This window comes from Marinobacter sp. UBA3604 (assembly GCF_002375325.1).
In the GTDB taxonomy this organism is placed as follows: domain Bacteria; phylum Pseudomonadota; class Gammaproteobacteria; order Pseudomonadales; family Oleiphilaceae; genus Marinobacter; species Marinobacter salarius.
This window is the reverse complement of the sequence record NZ_DFMB01000048.1, coordinates 21,033-37,326: the sequence shown is the minus strand read 5'-3', so window position 1 is coordinate 37,326 and position 16,294 is coordinate 21,033. Positions and strand designations below refer to the sequence as shown.

Sequence of the window (16,294 nt, the reverse complement as noted above, 5' to 3'; positions counted from 1 at the left end):
CGGGCGAGGTACTGGCCAGTTCCAGCTTGCAATGGCAGAGCCTGGAAAGGTACACGGTCAGCTCGAAACGGGCGACCACGAACAGGTCTTTGGGGAGTTGGCCAAGGGTGGCCGTGAACTGCAGTCCGGTTGCCTGGGGCATGTCTTCGATCCCTGAAGAAGTGAATGTCTCTTGCTCGTCCTGAGCGAAGCCTGAATTATATACGCAATAAGGTGGCCATTAACAGGCCGCCTACCGATCAGCAACCCGCTAATATCCGGTGCTGTTGCTATCCAGCTCGAACACAAAATCCGTCGCCCGGCTGACTTCAGTGGAAAACTCACCCGACGGCAACAATTCGAACCACCGATAGCCCGGCGCCTTATCCTCCACCGAAAACTCCACGGAGCCGGCTGTAAACTGTATGCAGGTCGACGGCGTCGCCAGCAGGCGCGCACTCTTGCGGGTTTGATCCAGTTCCTGATGGATATGGCCCCAGAGGACGATTTTTACCTGCGGGAAACGATCGATCACCTGCCAGAACGCGTCACGATTGCGAAGCCCGATCGGTGACATCCAGCGGGTATCGATTTCAACCGGATGGTGGTGAAGAGCGACCAGTGCTGGCAGGTCGGGATTCTCACTCAGGGTCTTCTCCAGGAACGCCAGCTCAGGCTCCGAAAGCTCACCGAACACCTTCCCGGGAACCGAGGTGTCCAGCAGCACAAACTGCCACCCACCCTGGATAATATGGCGCTGATTGGCTCCTCGCTCGGCGGCGATACGGGATAGCAGTGGCGAATCGTCATGATTGCCGGCCATCCAGGCCGTATCACACTGAAAGACCTCCAACTTGTCGCCAAACAGGCGGTAGGCTTCTTCGCTTGCATCCTGGGCAATATCACCCGTGGCGAGGATAAGGTCCGGCTGGCCATGGTCCCGGAAAACCTGAGCAATCACGGCATCCAGGCTGTCCCTCGTATTGACACCCAGCAGCCCACCCGCCGGATCGGCCATCAGGTGCGGGTCAGTCAGTTGTAGCACCCGGAGGGCACGCTGGTTGTCGTTCTCTGTCATGGCACTCGTGGTTCTTGCGTTTGCGCAACACACACCGGTGAAGCAGACCTACTGGCAGGTTATTGAGTTTTTCCGCCTGCATCCAGAATATTCATCACATTCTGCTCAGGCTTCCCCAGGCAATTGCCGGTTTTGACAACTCTCGCACAGTCTACGCGCACTCTATGTCATTGGATGCAGAGCAGACATACAACCTTAGTCCACGCCCTCTCCGGCAGACCAGGCGGCATGTTCCATCGGCAAGTGGCCGAAACGCAGGCAGTAATCCAGCCAGTCGGCCAGGAAACTGTTGACCTGAACTTTTTCGTCAGGGTGGTGCATGAAACGGTTCGGGTAGTCGTTCACCGGCGCAATCTGTCGATCGCGGTAACAACTGATAACCTCGGCCATGGTGGCATCGTGATAGACCCGAACCGTCAACTGGGGATTATTCAGCCAGCGCCCGGAGTTGTGCACCTGTTCAAGCAGCAGGGTTTCCGTAAACTTTGTGGTTTGCAGCACTTCGATGCGAACACGGCCCAGGTACTGGTCCTCACGATGAAGCTCGAATTCACAAATGGGGCGGCCCTTGGCTTCAAGCCTCCGCAGGCGGTGAAGCCGCATGTAATTGCCATCACACAGCGCGCCGAAACGTCTTAGATCCGGTACATAACGCCGGGGTTTCATTACCCACTCTGTCATATCAGCTCCAACCTTCCCGCAAGCGCGGGCGATTCAACTGCAACCACTGCAGCGCGATGATCGCGGCAGCGTTATTGATACGTCCATCATAAATCATTGCGATGGCTTCGTCGGCGCTGAATACATGAGCACGGATATCTTCGTGTTCATGCTCCATGCCAAACAAACCGCCGGCGGATTTGGTGCTGATGCGACCGCAGTATAGGTGGATCAGCTCCGTGCTTCCGCCGGGAGACACTAGATAGTCGCAGATTTTGTCCAGCGGTTTAAACGTCAGGCCGGCTTCTTCCTGGCCTTCTCGCTGGGCAACGTCTTCGGGCGACTCACCCTCCTCGTTCATGCCGGCCACGAGTTCCAGTAACCAGGGGGACTGCTTCCGACCTAAAGCGCCGAGGCGGAACTGTTCAAGAAGAACAACCTCGTCACGATCCGGATCGTAAGGTAATACGCAGGTGGCGTCGCCACGGATGAAGAGCTCGCGGGTGAAGGTTGGCATTTGCCCGCCGTCAAAGCGCGGGTGCGTCAGCCAGAGCTTGTCCATGCGGAAGAAGCCATGGAACACGGTTTCGCGTTTTTCGATTTTTACGTCGTGGTCTTTAAACTGGAACGGTTCGGTCATTACAAGAGTTCAGATCCGTTTTTGAGAACGATTCTGAACGATAGCCGGATTTACAGGGCTACTGCAAGCTTGGGCCCCAGCCTTAAATCACGGGGAAGCAGCTATTGGGACTCTCTTTCCAAAACACGCTCAAGCCCATCCATGGGGCGCTTGGGCTCCGCCAGGGATGGCGGAGCCCGAGACGCACAGGGACGTCTCGAGTCGTTTTCTGAACGGGGCTACCATCCTGGCTCACACTCCGAACCAAGCAGTCTTACAAAAGGTCAAACCTTGTCATAAAGCTTGGACCCAGCCTCCACAAACTCCCGGGATTTCTCCTTCATGCCGGCATCCACCGCAGACACCTCGTCTAGGCCATTCTCCTTGGCATACTCCCGAACTTCCTGGGAAATCTGCATGGAACAGAACTTCGGGCCACACATGGAGCAGAAGTGAGCCACCTTCGCGGAGTCCTTGGGCAGGGTTTCGTCGTGGAAGGCACGAGCGGTGTCCGGGTCGAGGCCGAGGTTGAACTGATCTTCCCAGCGGAACTCGAAGCGGGCTTTGGACAGCGCGTTGTCGCGGATCTGGGCACCGGGGTGGCCCTTTGCCAGATCAGCGGCATGAGCTGCGATTTTGTAGGTGATGATGCCGGTCTTTACATCGTCCTTGTTGGGCAGGCCCAGATGCTCCTTCGGGGTAACGTAGCAAAGCATGGCGCAGCCGTACCAACCGATCATTGCCGCGCCGATACCGGACGTAATGTGGTCGTAGCCAGGGGCAATGTCCGTGGTCAGTGGCCCGAGTGTGTAAAACGGTGCCTCATCACAGCATTCCAGCTGCTTGTCCATGTTTTCCTTGATCAGCTGCATGGGCACATGGCCCGGCCCTTCGATCATTACCTGAACATCGTGCTTCCAGGCAATCTTGGTGAGCTCACCCAGGGTTTCGAGCTCGCCGAACTGGGCTTCGTCGTTGGCATCGGCAATGGAGCCGGGACGCAGGCCGTCACCGAGACTGAAAGCCACGTCATAGGCTTTCATAATTTCGCAGATGTCTTCGAAGTGCTCGTACAGGAAGCTTTCCTGATGATGGGCCAAACACCACTTGGCCATGATGGAACCGCCACGGGACACAATGCCAGTGGTACGCTTGGCCGTCATTGGCACGTGATGCAGGCGCACGCCAGCGTGGATGGTGAAGTAGTCGACGCCCTGCTCTGCTTGTTCAATCAGCGTGTCACGGAAAATCTCCCAGGTCAGGTCTTCGGCAGCGCCGCCGACTTTTTCCAATGCCTGATAGATGGGCACGGTGCCGATGGGAACCGGCGAGTTGCGGATAATCCATTCACGGGTTTCATGGATATTCTTGCCGGTAGACAGATCCATGATGGTGTCGGAACCCCAGCGAGTGCCCCAGGTGAGCTTCTCGACCTCTTCCTCGATGGAAGAACTGACCGCCGAGTTGCCGATGTTGCCGTTGATTTTTACCAGGAAGTTGCGACCGATGATCATCGGTTCGGTTTCCGGGTGATTGATATTGTTGGGAATAATCGCCCGGCCGCGGGCAACTTCGTCCCTGACAAATTCCGGCGTAATTTCTTGCGGCAGGGACGCGCCGAAGGACTGGCCCGGGTGCTGATCCTTCAGTAGACCCTGCTCTCGCGCTTCCTGCAGCTTCATGTTCTCGCGGATGGCCACAAATTCCATCTCAGGAGTGATGATCCCCTGGCGGGCATAATGCATCTGGCTGACGTTCTTGCCGGGCTTGGCCCTCAGCGGCTTGCGCTCATCCATAAAACGGAGTGGGTCCAGCAGAGGGTCTTTCATCCGGCGACGCGTGAATTCAGAGGTGTAATCGGATAGCTGCTCTACATCTCCGCGCTCCTCAATCCAGGCGGAACGGATGGGCTTGAGTCCCTTACGCAGATCAATAGTGGCTTCAGGGTCGCTGTACGGACCGGAGGTGTCATAAACGGCGACGGGCGCATTTTTCTCGCCACCCATGTCGGTCGGCGTGTCGCCCACAGTAATTTCCCTCATGGGCACCCGAATATCAGGTCGGCTACCCTGTACGTAGATTTTTCGGGACTGGGGCAGCGGCTTGATGGCTGCAGAATCGACTTTTGCTGAATCGCTAAGATAGGAAGGTATTGTTGTCATAGTGCGTCCCCGGGTTGATTAGGTATACGGGTCGCGCATGACGGGCAGTGATCACAGAACGGTTCTGTGTCGTTGCAGCATATTGTCTCAAATCCCTACGCCGGTATTATCCGGATCAGGTTGCGGGTTCTGCATGGCAATCTCAGCCGGCGGTCAGATGTTCTGACGCCAGCACCCCGTCAAGACGCGAAATCAATGTAATTGACACTTACAATCAGTGCCGACTGCAAGTGTAGAGCTCAGGCCGATTATTGTCCATAATGGCGAGCCTGAAACGCTCAATGGTTATCTGAACATATGTGGCCAGGTATTCCAACACGCCGGGTGATTCACTAACAGGAGACATCATGAAGAAACGACTGCTTTCCGGGCTGATTGGACTGCTCGCAGCCCAGCCTGCACTATCCATGGATCTGGTTGAGACGTACGAGAAAGCACTCTCCTATGATTCCGGCATTGCATCGGCTCAGGCTCAGTTCCAGGCGCAGCAAGCTGCCGTTGACGTCAGTAAAAGCTCCCTGCTGCCGCAAATCACGGCAACAGGGTCAGTAAACCACACAGATTTTGAGCCCCATAACGCATTCAGCGGCTCAGGGAACGATGAGTTGGCGCGACAGTTTTTTTCGGGTGACAGCTACAAGGCTTATCGTTACGGCGTTGAGTTGAGCCAACCTATATTCCAGGCCAGCGACTGGTTTACATACGAAGCCAGCCAATTCCAAACAAAGGCTGCTGAAGCCCAATACAACCTGTCCCAACAACAACTGATTCTCGATGCAGCAACCGCCTATTTCAATGTTTTGCGGGCTCAGGATACAGTTACCACCGCGAGAGCAACTGAAGCTGCCATTCAGCGCCAATATGATCAGGCCCAGGAACGCTTTGAAGTGGGCCTTATCGCCATAACCGAAGTATACGAAGCGCGGGCCAGCTATGACGATGCCAGAAGCCAACGCATCGCTGCTGAAAATCAACTGAACATTGCAAAAGAACAACTGGCGCGACTAACCGGCGATTACCCTACCGCTCTGGAAAACCTTCGGCAGAACTTCCCTCTTAGGCGCCCTGAACCGGCAAACCCAGCATCCTGGGAGTCAAGAGCCCTCAAAAACAACTGGTCTCTTCAAACGACCCTTTTCCAGCTTAACGCAAGTCAGTCCGACCTGAAAGCGGCCAAGTCAGGCCATTTGCCAACGCTTGAGCTTACCGCCTCCTATCGTGAAACTCGTCTCGACAACGCCTTATCAACAACGCAAGAAGGCACTGAGGGCGTCATTGGCCTGTCCCTCAATATTCCTCTATATACAGGAGGAGGAACGAAGGCTAGCGTGCGTCAACAGCGCTCGCTGGTGACGGCTGCCGAACATGACCTGAATACAGCGCGCCGCGATGTACGTGTAAACACGCGCAGCCTGTTCCTGACCATTGACAACAACATTGAGGCCGCCAATGCACTTGAACAGACCATCATTTCCCGCCGCAGTGCATTGGATGCCACCCGTGCCGGTTACGAAGTGGGTACACGGAACATCGTGGAAGTGCTGGATGCGGAACGGAACTATTACGTGGCACTGCGTGACTTCGCCAATGCCCGTTACGACTACGTGATTAACACCCTGAACCTGAAACAGGCAGCTGGCACCCTAAGCCCTCAGGATCTGGTTGACCTGAACAATTGGCTGAGCGCATCAGCGCCGGGGATTGAAGCCATGGCTAACGAACAGGAAACCATCGACAACCCCTCTCAGTAAACTGATGCAAACCAGGCCGGGGCACCATGCCCCGGCCAATAACAAAACGCCGGCATCACACCTTAGACCCGCTTAACAATCCCATCGACCACTTTTTCGAGCGCACCACGGTTGGCATTCACAACCGCCAGCGCGTTGTGCCCCGCCTTTTGAGCAGAAGATTTATCCGAAAAGAGATGAACGACGCACTGGGCAAGAGACTCCGCCGAATCCGTAATAAACAGCCCCTGCCCTGAATCAAGGCGGTCGTAAATGGTTTCGAAATTGAATATGTGCGGCCCGGAAACAACAGGTATTCCCCAAGCGGCTGGCTCCAGCGGGTTGTGGCCGCCGCGCTCAATCAGCGAACCGCCCACAAAGGCCACATCGGAGGCGCCGTACAGCATTAACAATTCACCCATAGTGTCACCAAGATACACCTCGCTCCCCACCTTTCCGCCCCCGTCACTTCCTGACTGGGACCGACGGACAAGAGAGAGCCCCATGGCGTCAATGAGCCTGGCCACATCATCAAAACGCTCTGGATGCCGCGGCACAATCATCAGCAATGCGTTCGGGAAATGCTCGAGGATTTGTTGGTGAGCTTCCAATATCTGGCGATCCTCACCGTCGTGGGTACTGGCTGCGATCCAAACCGGACGGTCAGCGCCCAGCGCCGCCCTCAGCCCCGAAGATTCGGCGCGCACTTCGTCCGAGACCTCAACATCAAACTTGATACTGCCGGTCACCGACACCGACTCCGGCGTGGCCCCAATACGCAGGAACCGGCCAGCGTCTTCCTCTGCTTGCGCGGCTATCCAGCTAATACTGCGGAGCAGCGGGCGAACCAGTGACGCCACCCGCTCATATCCCCGCGCGGAACGGCTGGAAAGGCGCGCATTAATGAGAAAAATGGGCACCTCGCGTTGGCGGCTAAGAGCAATCATATTGGGCCAAAGCTCAGTTTCCATAATCACAAGCGCCCGGGGCCTTACGCGGCCAACAAAACGGCGCACCGCACCGGGTGTGTCATAAGGTGAGAAAGCATAGTGGACCCGGTCACCGAACAAAGCCCTGGCTCGGGCCGAGCCGGTCGGTGTCATCGCGGTCATCAATATGGGGATATCAGGATTACGCCTCAGCAAGGCTTTCACCAGGGGGGCTGCGGCAATGGTTTCACCCACCGATACGGCATGAACCCATATGACCGGCTCATCGAAGGCCTCCACGTACCCCAGGCGCTCCTGCCAGCGCACGAACGCTTCAGGATTGGTACGCCCGATCCACCACAACCGCAGCAACACAAACGGCAGCGCGATGCGGAAAAAAAGGGAGTAGAAAAAATGAAGCATGGTAACTCCGGCCGGGTCGATGCGGCGGTCATTCTACATAAAGCGGTGGCCGGCGTCTGCGACCTGGAATTCATGATTTTCCGCAACTTGCGGATATTGCGGCTTTAGCCGGAGATAATGGCCCTGCTAAACTCCGGTTCTTGCCGTTAAAAATCATCAGGGACTGACACGAGTGAAGACCGCTAAACAGAGAACTCGCGACACCCGCTATACCAGCTACCTTCATCCGCGCTGGTGGCCAACCTGGATCGGGGTCGCCGCCATGTGGCTGGGTGCCCAATTGCCACTGAAGTTACAATGGTGGCTGGGCAAACGGGTTGGTGACATAGCCTATCGCTTTGCCGGCCGTCGCAAGCAAATCACCGATGTGAATATTCGCCTGTGCTTTCCAGAGTTATCCGAAACGGAAAAGCAGGCACTGGTGAAGGCGTCTTTCCGCGCCAACGGCATCGGTGTCATGGAGATTGGGCTGGCCTGGTTCCGCAGTCCCACCAGCTTCATGCCCATTACAGAAGTCCACGGCCTTGAACATGTCGACGCTGCCCTTGCCAGAGGCAAGGGCATCCTGTTGCTGGGCGGTCACTACAGCACCCTTGATTTGGGGGGCGCCCTGGTCACCGAATACATTGAGGCCGACGTGATGCAGCGCGACCATAACAACCCATTGATGAACGCGGTGATGACCCGCGCAAGGGAGCGTCGTTATGGGGTGGCACTGGACAGCCGGAACCTGCGCGGCCTGCTCAAACAGCTCAAAAACAACCGTATCGTCTGGTACGCCACGGATCAGGACTACGGCCGCAAAGGCATCGTTTTTGCCCCATTTTTCGGAGTACCTGCGGGGTCCATCACCGCCACCTCGCGCATAGCCGACCGTAGCGGCTGTGCCGTGGTGCCCTTCAGCCATTTCCGACGGGAACACGCTCCAGGGTACGATATCTACTTCCATCCTCCACTGGAGAACTTTCCTTCCGGAGATGACATGGCGGACGCCACATTGGTGAACAAGACCATCGAAAACGAAATCCGAAAACACCCGGACCAGTACCTCTGGATGCATCGCCGCTTCAAGACCCGTCCTTCCAGGGAAGATCCGAACCTGTACAGCAAGGACGCAAACTGAATGCGCTCCCACACCGGCTCCCCCGCCCCGGTTGTCTGGCTACTGACCGATAATAAGCCTGGCCATCACAACCAGCTGAAAGGGTTGGGCAACCGCCTTCGGGTGCTGGCTGGCGCCAGCGTGAGTGAAATCGATGCGACCGAAGCGCCCCCGCCCTTGTGGCGGGCGCTGCTTGGCGTTGCGCCGGCCATGGATAAAGCCCTGGGAAGACCAAACCTGATTATCGCAGCCGGCAGCGGTACCCACCGCCTGTTGCTATCCCTGCGGCGGCTCCGAAAGGTAAAAACCGTGGTTTTAATGAAACCGGGCTTCCCTCTCAACTGGGTCGATGCGGCCATCATTCCAGAACACGATAAGGTCCCCCCAGCCAGACATGTCCTTGCCACCGAAGGTGTCATAAATGCAATCACGCCCCTGGCCAGAATTACCGACAAACCCGAAGGCCTTGTTCTCGTAGGCGGCCCCTCCCCCCATTTCGACTGGGATGACGACGTTATTCTCGGACAGTTATCCCAGCTAATGGGTCGCTACCCGGAATGGCGCTGGACGATCAGCGGCTCTCGCCGTACGCCCGAAAACCTGTTGATGCGACTGAACGACCTGGCAGGCCCGAAGGTCACGGTCGTGGATCCCAGGCGAACGCACGCCAGCTGGCTTCCCCATCAACTCGCCGCCTCCCGCGCGGTGTGGGTCACACCAGACAGCGCCTCCATGGCCTGCGAAGCTGCCACCTCCGGCGTGCCTACGGGTCTGTTTGAGCTCGCGCCCAAGAATAACAGCCGGGTCGCCCGGGGCATGGCCAGCCTGGTAGAGAAAGGGTACGTCGCGCACTGGAGTGACCATGCCTCGGTTATGGCTGGAAAATTGCGCGGATCGCAGGAGCTTTGGGAGGCTGATAGGGCCGCAAGGTGGCTGATTGAACACTTTTTAAGGGGAGGCAAACGTTGAGGATTCTGCAGGCGTTACCCGCGCTATACAGTGGCGGGGTGGAACGAGGCACCGTGGAGTTCGCCGCCGACCTGGTGAAACGTGGGCACGAGTCCTATGTGGTTTCGAAAGGCGGGCCCATGGCGGAGCAGCTTCGTGGGCAAGGCTCGGAACACATTTTCATGCCAATACACCGGAAGAACCCGGCGTCGTTCGGGCAAATCCTCCCCATGCGCAAGCTGCTGCTGGAGCTGAAACCGGACATCGTGCACGTGCGCTCCCGTATGCCCGCCTGGATCATCTTCCTGGCTCTGAAGACCATTCCAGCCAACCAGCGCCCGGCCGTTGTCTCAACCTTTCACGGCATGTATTCCGTGACCCCCTACAGCGCCATCATGACCCGGGCTGATCACATCATCGCCGTGTCCGGTTGTGTTCGGGATTATGTGCTGAACAAATACCCGGTGCCGGAAGAAAAACTGACCGTCATCCAACGGGGCGTGGACGTGAGTGCTTTTCGACAACGGGAGCTCAGCCCACAATGGCTGGACCGCTGGTTCCGACAGTACCCACAATTGGCCCAGAAAAAGATCATCATGATGCCCGGGCGCATTTCCCGCTGGAAAGGCCAACTGGACTTTCTGGCCATGATGGCGCAGCTGGTGCAAAAACGACCGGACTGCCACGGCATCATTGTCGGCGGCGCTGAACCTGGCAAGGAGCAGTTTCTGGAGGAGCTGGAAAAGGAACGTGCCCGCCTGAACCTGACCGACAAGGTTAGTTTCCTCGGCCAGCGCAACGATATGACCACCCTCTACCTTCTGGCGGACGTGGTCTGCCACATGTCCACGAAACCAGAACCTTTCGGCCGCACCGTTACCGAAGCCCTGGCCTCCGGCACACCGGTGGCCGCCTTTGACCGAGGTGGCGCAGCCGAAACACTGCGCGCCTGTTTCTCCGACGGACTGGTACCGCCAGACAATATAGAAGCGTTTGCCCAGACCGCGCTCGCCCTCCTCGACAATCCCCGACCTGAGATAGAGATACCGTGGCGATTCCAACTGGAAGCACAGACCGAAACCACGCTGAAGGTCTATGAGAACCTTCTTGCGCGGAGGCCTGCGCACCAATGAATGCGCAAGGCCCGCTGACAATCGCGCTGATTATCGCCACGCCCGGCACGGGCTGGGGCGGTATGGAAACGCACACAGCCGACCTCGCGAACGCCCTCTCGACCAGAGGCCACACCGTTCACGTTCTGGCACACAGCCAATACAGCGAACGCTTCGCCTCGCCGGTTTGTTTCCATCCACTGCCCGTTCAGCTCGGCCGACGCAACCCATGGCTGCACTACCGCCTGCGGCGACTGCTTCGCTCCATCCACCCGGACATCGTTCATGCCCAGGGTAACAAGGCCGCAAACCTGATCAGTTCAGCCCGTCATCTGAACAGTGCAACAGTGGGCACGCTTCATGGCACCAAGCGCTCCCATAAGGGGTTTGAGCGGCTGGATGGCGTGATTGGTGTCAGCCGTGATATTACCGACACCATTGCCCACGCCAATGCTCGGCTGATCCACAATGGCTTACCGCCTGTGGACACCTCCGGCGAAGAAAAGACGGAGGCCCCGACCTTCGAAATTCCTGCAGATCGCCCTCTCCTGTTAGCCGCAGGCCGTCTGGAACCAGTCAAACAGTTCGACCGGCTGATTCGCGCCTGGGCCAGGGCCGACTGCGGTGGTAGTCTGGTTATCCTGGGTGATGGTAGCCAGCGTGCTCAACTAGGTACCCTGATTCAGGAGCTGGACGTCTCAGACCACGTACTGCTTCCAGGCCATGAGCTCCATATGAAGCCCTGGCTCCAAGCCGCCACCGCCTGCATCATCAGCTCCAGCCGCGAAGGTTTTCCTTATATCATGGTGGAAGCGCTGATGGCGGGTTGCCCGGTACTGTCAACGCCAGTCAGCGGAGTGGGGGAATTTCTGCCAGAACAGAGTATTGCCGCGTCTGACCGCGTTGAGGATATCGCCACACTGGTTCGCACCAATCTCCGCAGCCCGATGGTTATGAGAGATTCCCAAAACGGCAGTTTCCTGTGGGCCCGGGAGCAACTCAGCCTTGAGGCGATGGTATCGAAGACTGAGGCTTTTTATCGGGACCTGTTGGCCAGTATGTCGACAGCGCGCTGATCACCGTATCCGCCAGGAGTCGATGCCCTGTTTCGGTAAGGTGGGTTCCGTCTGCCATCAAGGACTCGGCTTTCCGCTGCCATAATGGGTGGTAGGCATCGGCAAAAAATGCATTTGGCTCTCGTATGGCTAACTCTCGCAGGCCCTCATTGTAGCGCTCAATGCGCGGGTTCCGGGGCTCGTCGAGGTTCGGCGGCGTGGACACCAACGCGAACAGGGTGTCGGGGGCCGAGCGCAACACACGCTCAATATTGCCCAGATACTCATCCAGCGGCACCTGCTCCACCGCGCCCCAACGATCCTGCAGGTGGAGACGCCGGGCCCATTTCTTCAGCTTTTTGACGAGCTTTCGGGCAAGCTTCCTGCGGGGGCTGTCCGGGTAATAAAGCACATAGGGCGCACCACGAAAGGTGAGCCAGGAATCAACGAGCCCGTACTGAATAAACGCCAATTGATAGTTCCTGGGCGGGAAGGCCTCAGCATACTGAAGCAGCTCACGGGTTGTGCTCATGGTATGACCACAATTGGTGAGCGAAAGACCCAATTGCTTCGCAACGATCTGCGGCCAGACCGGTTCATGATAGTCTTTCAGGCCCTCGGTATTACAATCACCGTAGGCAATACAACCGTTCATACACGTGGCTTCCCGAGGCTTCCGTTGCACAAGGCGATAAAACGAGATTCGGATACGATCCATGATTGACCTGTCAGGCATTGAGCCATTCGCCTCTGGCTACAACCGACACTGCTACCGGCATCCGGATGATCCGGCATTGTGTCTCAAAGTACTGCGGCCTGAAAACATCGAAGTGCGGTACCAGCGCCAGGCCTGGCCAAAGAAAATGCTCGGCAAAGCGAGAATTGATGACAACCGCCAGGAACTCCGGGCGCATCAACAGCAAGCCATCCGGGCACTGATCAACGATGGCCACGACGAACTGGTCTGGGCACACCTGCCGCAATTTCATGGCGCGGTGGAAACCTCGCTCGGGCCGGCAAACATGAGTGAACTCCTCTTCGATGACCACGGCCTACCGGGCGAAACGCTCGAACACTACCTGAAACACCGAGGGTTTGATCAACCGATTCGGGACGCCGCAGACCGCTTCTGCAACTGGTTACTCGAAACCGGAATCCTCACCCGGAACCTGCTGCCCCACAACCTGGTGATCGCCGACAAGGGCGGACAACCGGAGCTGTTCCTGGTTGACGGGCTCGGCGCCCCCGCCATCCCCGACAAATTGGCCACTCTGTCCGCTTGGCGAGAACGATACATTGGCCGTCGTATCCGGCGCTTTTACCTGAGAATTGGCTGGGAAACCGGTAATCGCAGCGAGAGTTGGGAGGACTCTCAAAAGCTTTAGGGCAAATGACGAGTCTCAAAGGCCAACGAGCCTTGCCGCACAAGCCGGATGGTGGTAGCTTCCGTTCATTCTTTTTTCAGTTGATTGTCCTCCGATTTATGGCTATGTCCAAAGCATCGTTTTTGATCACTATCCTTGGGCTTGCCGGCAAGCTGCCACTACGTGCGGCCCAGTTGGCCGGCCGCTTTCTGGGCACTATCGCATGGACGTTCAGAACGAATTCTCGGCGTGTCACCGAGATCAATCTCGGCATTGCCTTTCCAGATCTTACGAACGATCAGCATCAGAACATGGCTCGCTCCAGTCTACGTCATACCGGACAGACCATGATGGAAATTCCACTGATGTGGGAATGGCCGGTCGAACGCTGCCTTGGCCTGATTCGGGAAATCGAAGGCGAGGAACTACTGGAAAATGCGAAGAAGGACGGCCGTGGCTTACTGCTGCTGGCCCCACATCTGGGCAACTGGGAACTCACAGGACTTTACTTTTCGTCACGCTACCGTATGGCGGCGCTGTACAGTCCGCCACATATCAAGGAATTTGAGGACTATATGATCCGGGTTCGCGGCCGGCTCGGCTCTGAACTGGTGCGTGGCGACCGTCGTGGCCTGGCACGGCTTATTGCCCTTCTCCGTGAAGGCGAGGTAACCGGCATTCTTCCAGACCAGAGCCCACGAGGAAAAGGAAACGCCTACGCGCCCTTTTTTGGCATGGACGTACGTACCATGACACTGGTTTCCAAGCTGCTGCAAAAGTCCGGCGCCAAGCCTTTGATGACCTATTCCGAACGCCTGAAAGACGGACGTGGATTTCGATTGGTTATTCGCGAGTGTGAAGAAGGCATTGCCGACACAGACCCCCTCATTGCCACTACAGCCCTGAACCGCTCAATAGAGAATGTGGTCAGAGAAATCCCGGAACAGTATCAATGGGAATACAAACGCTTTCGCCATCGTGTTCCTGGGGAAATCAATCCCTATAAACCCGATCGTGTATGCTGAATCGATGGTAAAGGCCTGAAACGTGTCGACTACGGATAGCATGAATATAAGTTCGCGCACCAGCCTTCTTGTTGCACTACTGTTGATGATCGGCCTGGGAGGCGCGCTCGTCTCGTCAAGCGTGCTCTCGGCAGCAACACTGATGCTCTCAGTTATCGGCATCATACTTATAGCACGCCAATCACTCCAGAAAACCGGCTGGGAACCCCCAAGGGAGCTGCGTTTAATCCACTTCGCTTTCTGGTTTTACGTCTCCGTCAGCGCATACTCCTGGGCTGTTGAAGGCTTCGACTATGAAGGCGGAAAAACGCTCGGCACACACGCCCGCTTTATATTGTTCTGGCCGCTCGTTATGGCTCTGAGCCATGCTCGCCTGCGTGCGATCACCGGATTCGCTGCCATCGGATTGATTTCCCTGTCCGTTATCGGTGCATTGATTTATGCGCTGCAGCCAGGTGCAGCAACGCCCACCGGCACTTTGAGTTCACGGTTCGGGGGCGGCATCAACCCAATCAGTTTCGGTAACATTGCACTTCTGGGAGGTATGCTCACCCTGGTAGGCGGGTTGTTTTTCCTGCGCAACGGAAACCGATTCCTGGCGATGGCCTTTATCGCGGGAAGCGTCGCGGCCGTGCTCACGTCCCTACTATCTGAAACCCGCAGCAACCTCCTGGCTCTACCATTTTTGCTTCTCATTGTTATTCCACTGCTTGGCCGAAAGCTCCGGCTGGCTGCTGTCTTGCTTATTCCCATCCTGGTCCTCAGTGCCGTTTTCTCAACGGATCGTACGCTGCAATCAATCGACGCCGCTCTGAATGACCATAGTCTCGATTCGGGAATCGAACTGCGCCTGGAGCTTTGGAATCATGCCTGGGAAATGTTTGTCGAAAATCCCTGGACGGGCGCAGGCCTTGGCGGGTTTAGCCATACCATCAGATCTGCCGTTGACAACGGTAGCGCATCGCCAGCGCTTCTGGATTGCTGCGTTGGTCATGCTCACAACGACCTGATCAACAATGCCGCGACGAGTGGCATTCCCGGCGTCCTAAGCTGGGCATTTCTGATCTTTATTCCTTTGGCGATCTTCAGCCAGCACGTTCGTAGCAAGCATTTCCCCACAGCTCACATTGCTGCGGCCGGTACCATGGTCACGGTGGGCTACTTTTTCTTTGGACTAACGGAAGCCACTTTCAATCGAAGCCTGTTTCTGACCTTCTATCTATTGATCATTTCCGTACTGGCGACCACTCTATTCCATGAATTAAAGGCGTCATACGTTCGCAAGCGCGGATGTCGGGTGTCGACAACCGTAATCACCATGAATGAAGAGGACCACATTGCGGACTGCCTGGTGTCGGCCCGGCAGGTCTCCGACGAAATAATTGTGCTGGACAGTGGCAGTTCTGATCGCACTGTAGAAATTGCACGGCAATACGCCGACATTGTTGAAACCACAGACTGGCCTGGGTTCGGAGTACAAAAACAAAGGGCTCTTGAGAGAGCAACAGGTGACTGGGTGTTATCTCTGGATGCCGACGAGCGGATTACCGAGGAACTGGCCCGCGAAATAAATCATCGTTTGGCCGCCCCGGATGCCGACGCTTATAAGCTCCCCTGGGCCGTTACGATCTATGGCAAAAGACTGGACTTCGGTCGCAGCGGACGCGCCCCTCTACGCCTTTTTCGACGTGAAGGCGTATCCTTTTCGGATGCTTTAGTCCATGAGCGAATTCTTATCCCCGAAGGCCGCAGCATAAAAACACTGCGAGGGCGACTCACCCATTACACCCATCGTGACTTTGGGCACTCCCTGGAAAAGAGCGCAAAATACGCGTGGCTGGGATCCAGGGAAAAGCACCGTCGGGGCAAAAGAACTCGCACCATGCTCTACCCTACCCTAAGGGCGGTCATGACGTTCATACAGGTCTACTTTATCCGTTTTGGTTTTCTCGATGGCTCTGTGGGGTATCTAACGGCGGTCACCTATGCACAGGTGACATTTAATAAATACGCCGGCCTCTGGACATTGAGCCGTAACAAACACCCTGTCGAATAGCTATTTCACATAGTAATAAAGGCAGTACTGATCGAACTTGGCGTCGCCGTCA

The 16,294-nt window shown here is 56.6% G+C and carries 14 protein-coding genes and 1 riboswitch; of the genes, 8 read left to right on the top strand and 6 right to left on the bottom strand.

The window, feature by feature from the left end; translation table 11 throughout:
* Positions 1-250: 250 nt before the first annotated feature.
* The 4 genes from cpdA to thiC all read right to left on the bottom strand — a co-directional run bounded on the left by cpdA (position 251) and on the right by thiC (position 4,498).
* Positions 251-1,057, bottom strand: coding sequence for a 3',5'-cyclic-AMP phosphodiesterase (gene cpdA, locus B2590_RS14895; protein ID WP_036203523.1), 807 nt, complete (start codon positions 1,055-1,057; stop codon positions 251-253).
* A 195-nt stretch (positions 1,058-1,252) separates the two neighbouring features.
* Positions 1,253-1,738 (bottom strand): DUF1249 domain-containing protein, encoded by a 486-nt coding sequence (locus B2590_RS14890; protein ID WP_036203520.1) that lies wholly within the window; start codon positions 1,736-1,738, stop codon positions 1,253-1,255.
* Position 1,739: 1 nt separating this feature from the next.
* The gene (locus tag B2590_RS14885) at positions 1,740-2,357 is read right to left on the bottom strand and encodes an NUDIX domain-containing protein (protein WP_091644613.1); all 618 of its coding nucleotides are present in this window, start codon (positions 2,355-2,357) and stop codon (positions 1,740-1,742) included.
* A 263-nt stretch (positions 2,358-2,620) separates the two neighbouring features.
* Positions 2,621-4,498 carry a phosphomethylpyrimidine synthase ThiC gene (thiC, locus tag B2590_RS14880; protein WP_091644610.1) on the bottom strand — a complete coding sequence of 626 codons (1,878 nt, stop codon included), beginning with the start codon at positions 4,496-4,498 and terminating at the stop codon, positions 2,621-2,623.
* Between the two features lie 74 nt (positions 4,499-4,572).
* Positions 4,573-4,687: riboswitch (TPP riboswitch) on the bottom strand.
* A 158-nt stretch (positions 4,688-4,845) separates the two neighbouring features.
* Between thiC and B2590_RS14875 the strand changes: the two genes are divergently transcribed.
* Positions 4,846-6,249, top strand: coding sequence for a TolC family outer membrane protein (locus B2590_RS14875; RefSeq protein WP_036203512.1), 1,404 nt, complete (start codon positions 4,846-4,848; stop codon positions 6,247-6,249).
* A gap of 62 nt (positions 6,250-6,311) precedes the next feature.
* Here the strand turns inward: B2590_RS14875 and waaA are convergent, their stop codons facing one another.
* Positions 6,312-7,580, bottom strand: a complete 1,269-nt coding sequence (gene waaA / locus B2590_RS14870) for a lipid IV(A) 3-deoxy-D-manno-octulosonic acid transferase (RefSeq protein WP_041336137.1) — start codon at positions 7,578-7,580, stop codon at positions 6,312-6,314.
* A 172-nt stretch (positions 7,581-7,752) separates the two neighbouring features.
* Between waaA and lpxL the strand changes: the two genes are divergently transcribed.
* Genes lpxL through B2590_RS14850 form a run of 4 tightly spaced genes read left to right on the top strand, consistent with a single transcriptional unit; the run spans position 7,753 to position 11,818 of the window.
* Positions 7,753-8,703: an LpxL/LpxP family Kdo(2)-lipid IV(A) lauroyl/palmitoleoyl acyltransferase gene (gene lpxL, locus B2590_RS14865; RefSeq protein WP_075195814.1), complete on the top strand. Its 951-nt coding sequence runs from the start codon at positions 7,753-7,755 to the stop codon at positions 8,701-8,703.
* On the top strand, positions 8,704-9,651 hold the full coding sequence (locus B2590_RS14860; protein WP_036203502.1) for a mitochondrial fission ELM1 family protein: 948 nt from the start codon (positions 8,704-8,706) through the stop codon (positions 9,649-9,651). It abuts the gene before it with no gap.
* A complete protein-coding gene (locus B2590_RS14855) occupies positions 9,648-10,763 on the top strand; it encodes a glycosyltransferase family 4 protein (RefSeq protein ID WP_075195813.1) in 1,116 nt (371 codons plus the stop codon). The genes B2590_RS14860 and B2590_RS14855 overlap by 4 nt, the downstream gene beginning before the upstream one ends.
* Positions 10,760-11,818, top strand: coding sequence for a glycosyltransferase (locus B2590_RS14850; RefSeq protein WP_036203497.1), 1,059 nt, complete (start codon positions 10,760-10,762; stop codon positions 11,816-11,818). Before B2590_RS14855 ends, B2590_RS14850 begins: the two co-directional genes overlap by 4 nt.
* On the opposite strand, the gene B2590_RS14845 is transcribed toward B2590_RS14850, so the two are convergent.
* Positions 11,742-12,452, bottom strand: a complete 711-nt coding sequence (locus tag B2590_RS14845) for an SGNH/GDSL hydrolase family protein (protein WP_041336130.1) — start codon at positions 12,450-12,452, stop codon at positions 11,742-11,744. The genes B2590_RS14850 and B2590_RS14845 overlap by 77 nt on opposite strands.
* A gap of 61 nt (positions 12,453-12,513) precedes the next feature.
* Between B2590_RS14845 and B2590_RS14840 the strand changes: the two genes are divergently transcribed.
* The 3 genes from B2590_RS14840 (at position 12,514) to B2590_RS14830 (ending at position 16,242) form a co-directional block, all read left to right on the top strand.
* Complete coding sequence (locus B2590_RS14840) at positions 12,514-13,182, top strand: YrbL family protein (protein WP_091644608.1); 669 nt, start codon at positions 12,514-12,516, stop codon at positions 13,180-13,182.
* A 98-nt stretch (positions 13,183-13,280) separates the two neighbouring features.
* Positions 13,281-14,186 carry a lysophospholipid acyltransferase family protein gene (locus B2590_RS14835; protein ID WP_371915664.1) on the top strand — a complete coding sequence of 302 codons (906 nt, stop codon included), beginning with the start codon at positions 13,281-13,283 and terminating at the stop codon, positions 14,184-14,186.
* A gap of 40 nt (positions 14,187-14,226) precedes the next feature.
* Positions 14,227-16,242: an O-antigen ligase family protein gene (locus tag B2590_RS14830; protein ID WP_075195812.1), complete on the top strand. Its 2,016-nt coding sequence runs from the start codon at positions 14,227-14,229 to the stop codon at positions 16,240-16,242.
* Positions 16,243-16,294 lie beyond the last annotated feature (52 nt).

Excerpts from the sequence above, each read along its gene's own strand:
- B2590_RS14845 (WP_041336130.1), bottom strand. The coding sequence starts at position 12,452 with ATGAACGGTTGTATTGCCTACGGTGATTGTAATACCGAGGGCCTGAAA.
- thiC (WP_091644610.1), bottom strand. The coding sequence starts at position 4,498 with ATGACAACAATACCTTCCTATCTTAGCGATTCAGCAAAAGTCGATTCT.
- B2590_RS14890 (WP_036203520.1), bottom strand. The coding sequence starts at position 1,738 with ATGACAGAGTGGGTAATGAAACCCCGGCGTTATGTACCGGATCTAAGA.
- B2590_RS14840 (WP_091644608.1), top strand. The coding sequence starts at position 12,514 with ATGATTGACCTGTCAGGCATTGAGCCATTCGCCTCTGGCTACAACCGA.
- B2590_RS14850 (WP_036203497.1), top strand. The coding sequence starts at position 10,760 with ATGAATGCGCAAGGCCCGCTGACAATCGCGCTGATTATCGCCACGCCC.
- cpdA (WP_036203523.1), bottom strand. The coding sequence starts at position 1,057 with ATGACAGAGAACGACAACCAGCGTGCCCTCCGGGTGCTACAACTGACT.
- B2590_RS14875 (WP_036203512.1), top strand. The coding sequence starts at position 4,846 with ATGAAGAAACGACTGCTTTCCGGGCTGATTGGACTGCTCGCAGCCCAG.
- B2590_RS14835 (WP_371915664.1), top strand. The coding sequence starts at position 13,281 with ATGGCTATGTCCAAAGCATCGTTTTTGATCACTATCCTTGGGCTTGCC.
- B2590_RS14885 (WP_091644613.1), bottom strand. The coding sequence starts at position 2,357 with ATGACCGAACCGTTCCAGTTTAAAGACCACGACGTAAAAATCGAAAAA.
- B2590_RS14830 (WP_075195812.1), top strand. The coding sequence starts at position 14,227 with ATGAATATAAGTTCGCGCACCAGCCTTCTTGTTGCACTACTGTTGATG.
- waaA (WP_041336137.1), bottom strand. The coding sequence starts at position 7,580 with ATGCTTCATTTTTTCTACTCCCTTTTTTTCCGCATCGCGCTGCCGTTT.
- B2590_RS14860 (WP_036203502.1), top strand. The coding sequence starts at position 8,704 with ATGCGCTCCCACACCGGCTCCCCCGCCCCGGTTGTCTGGCTACTGACC.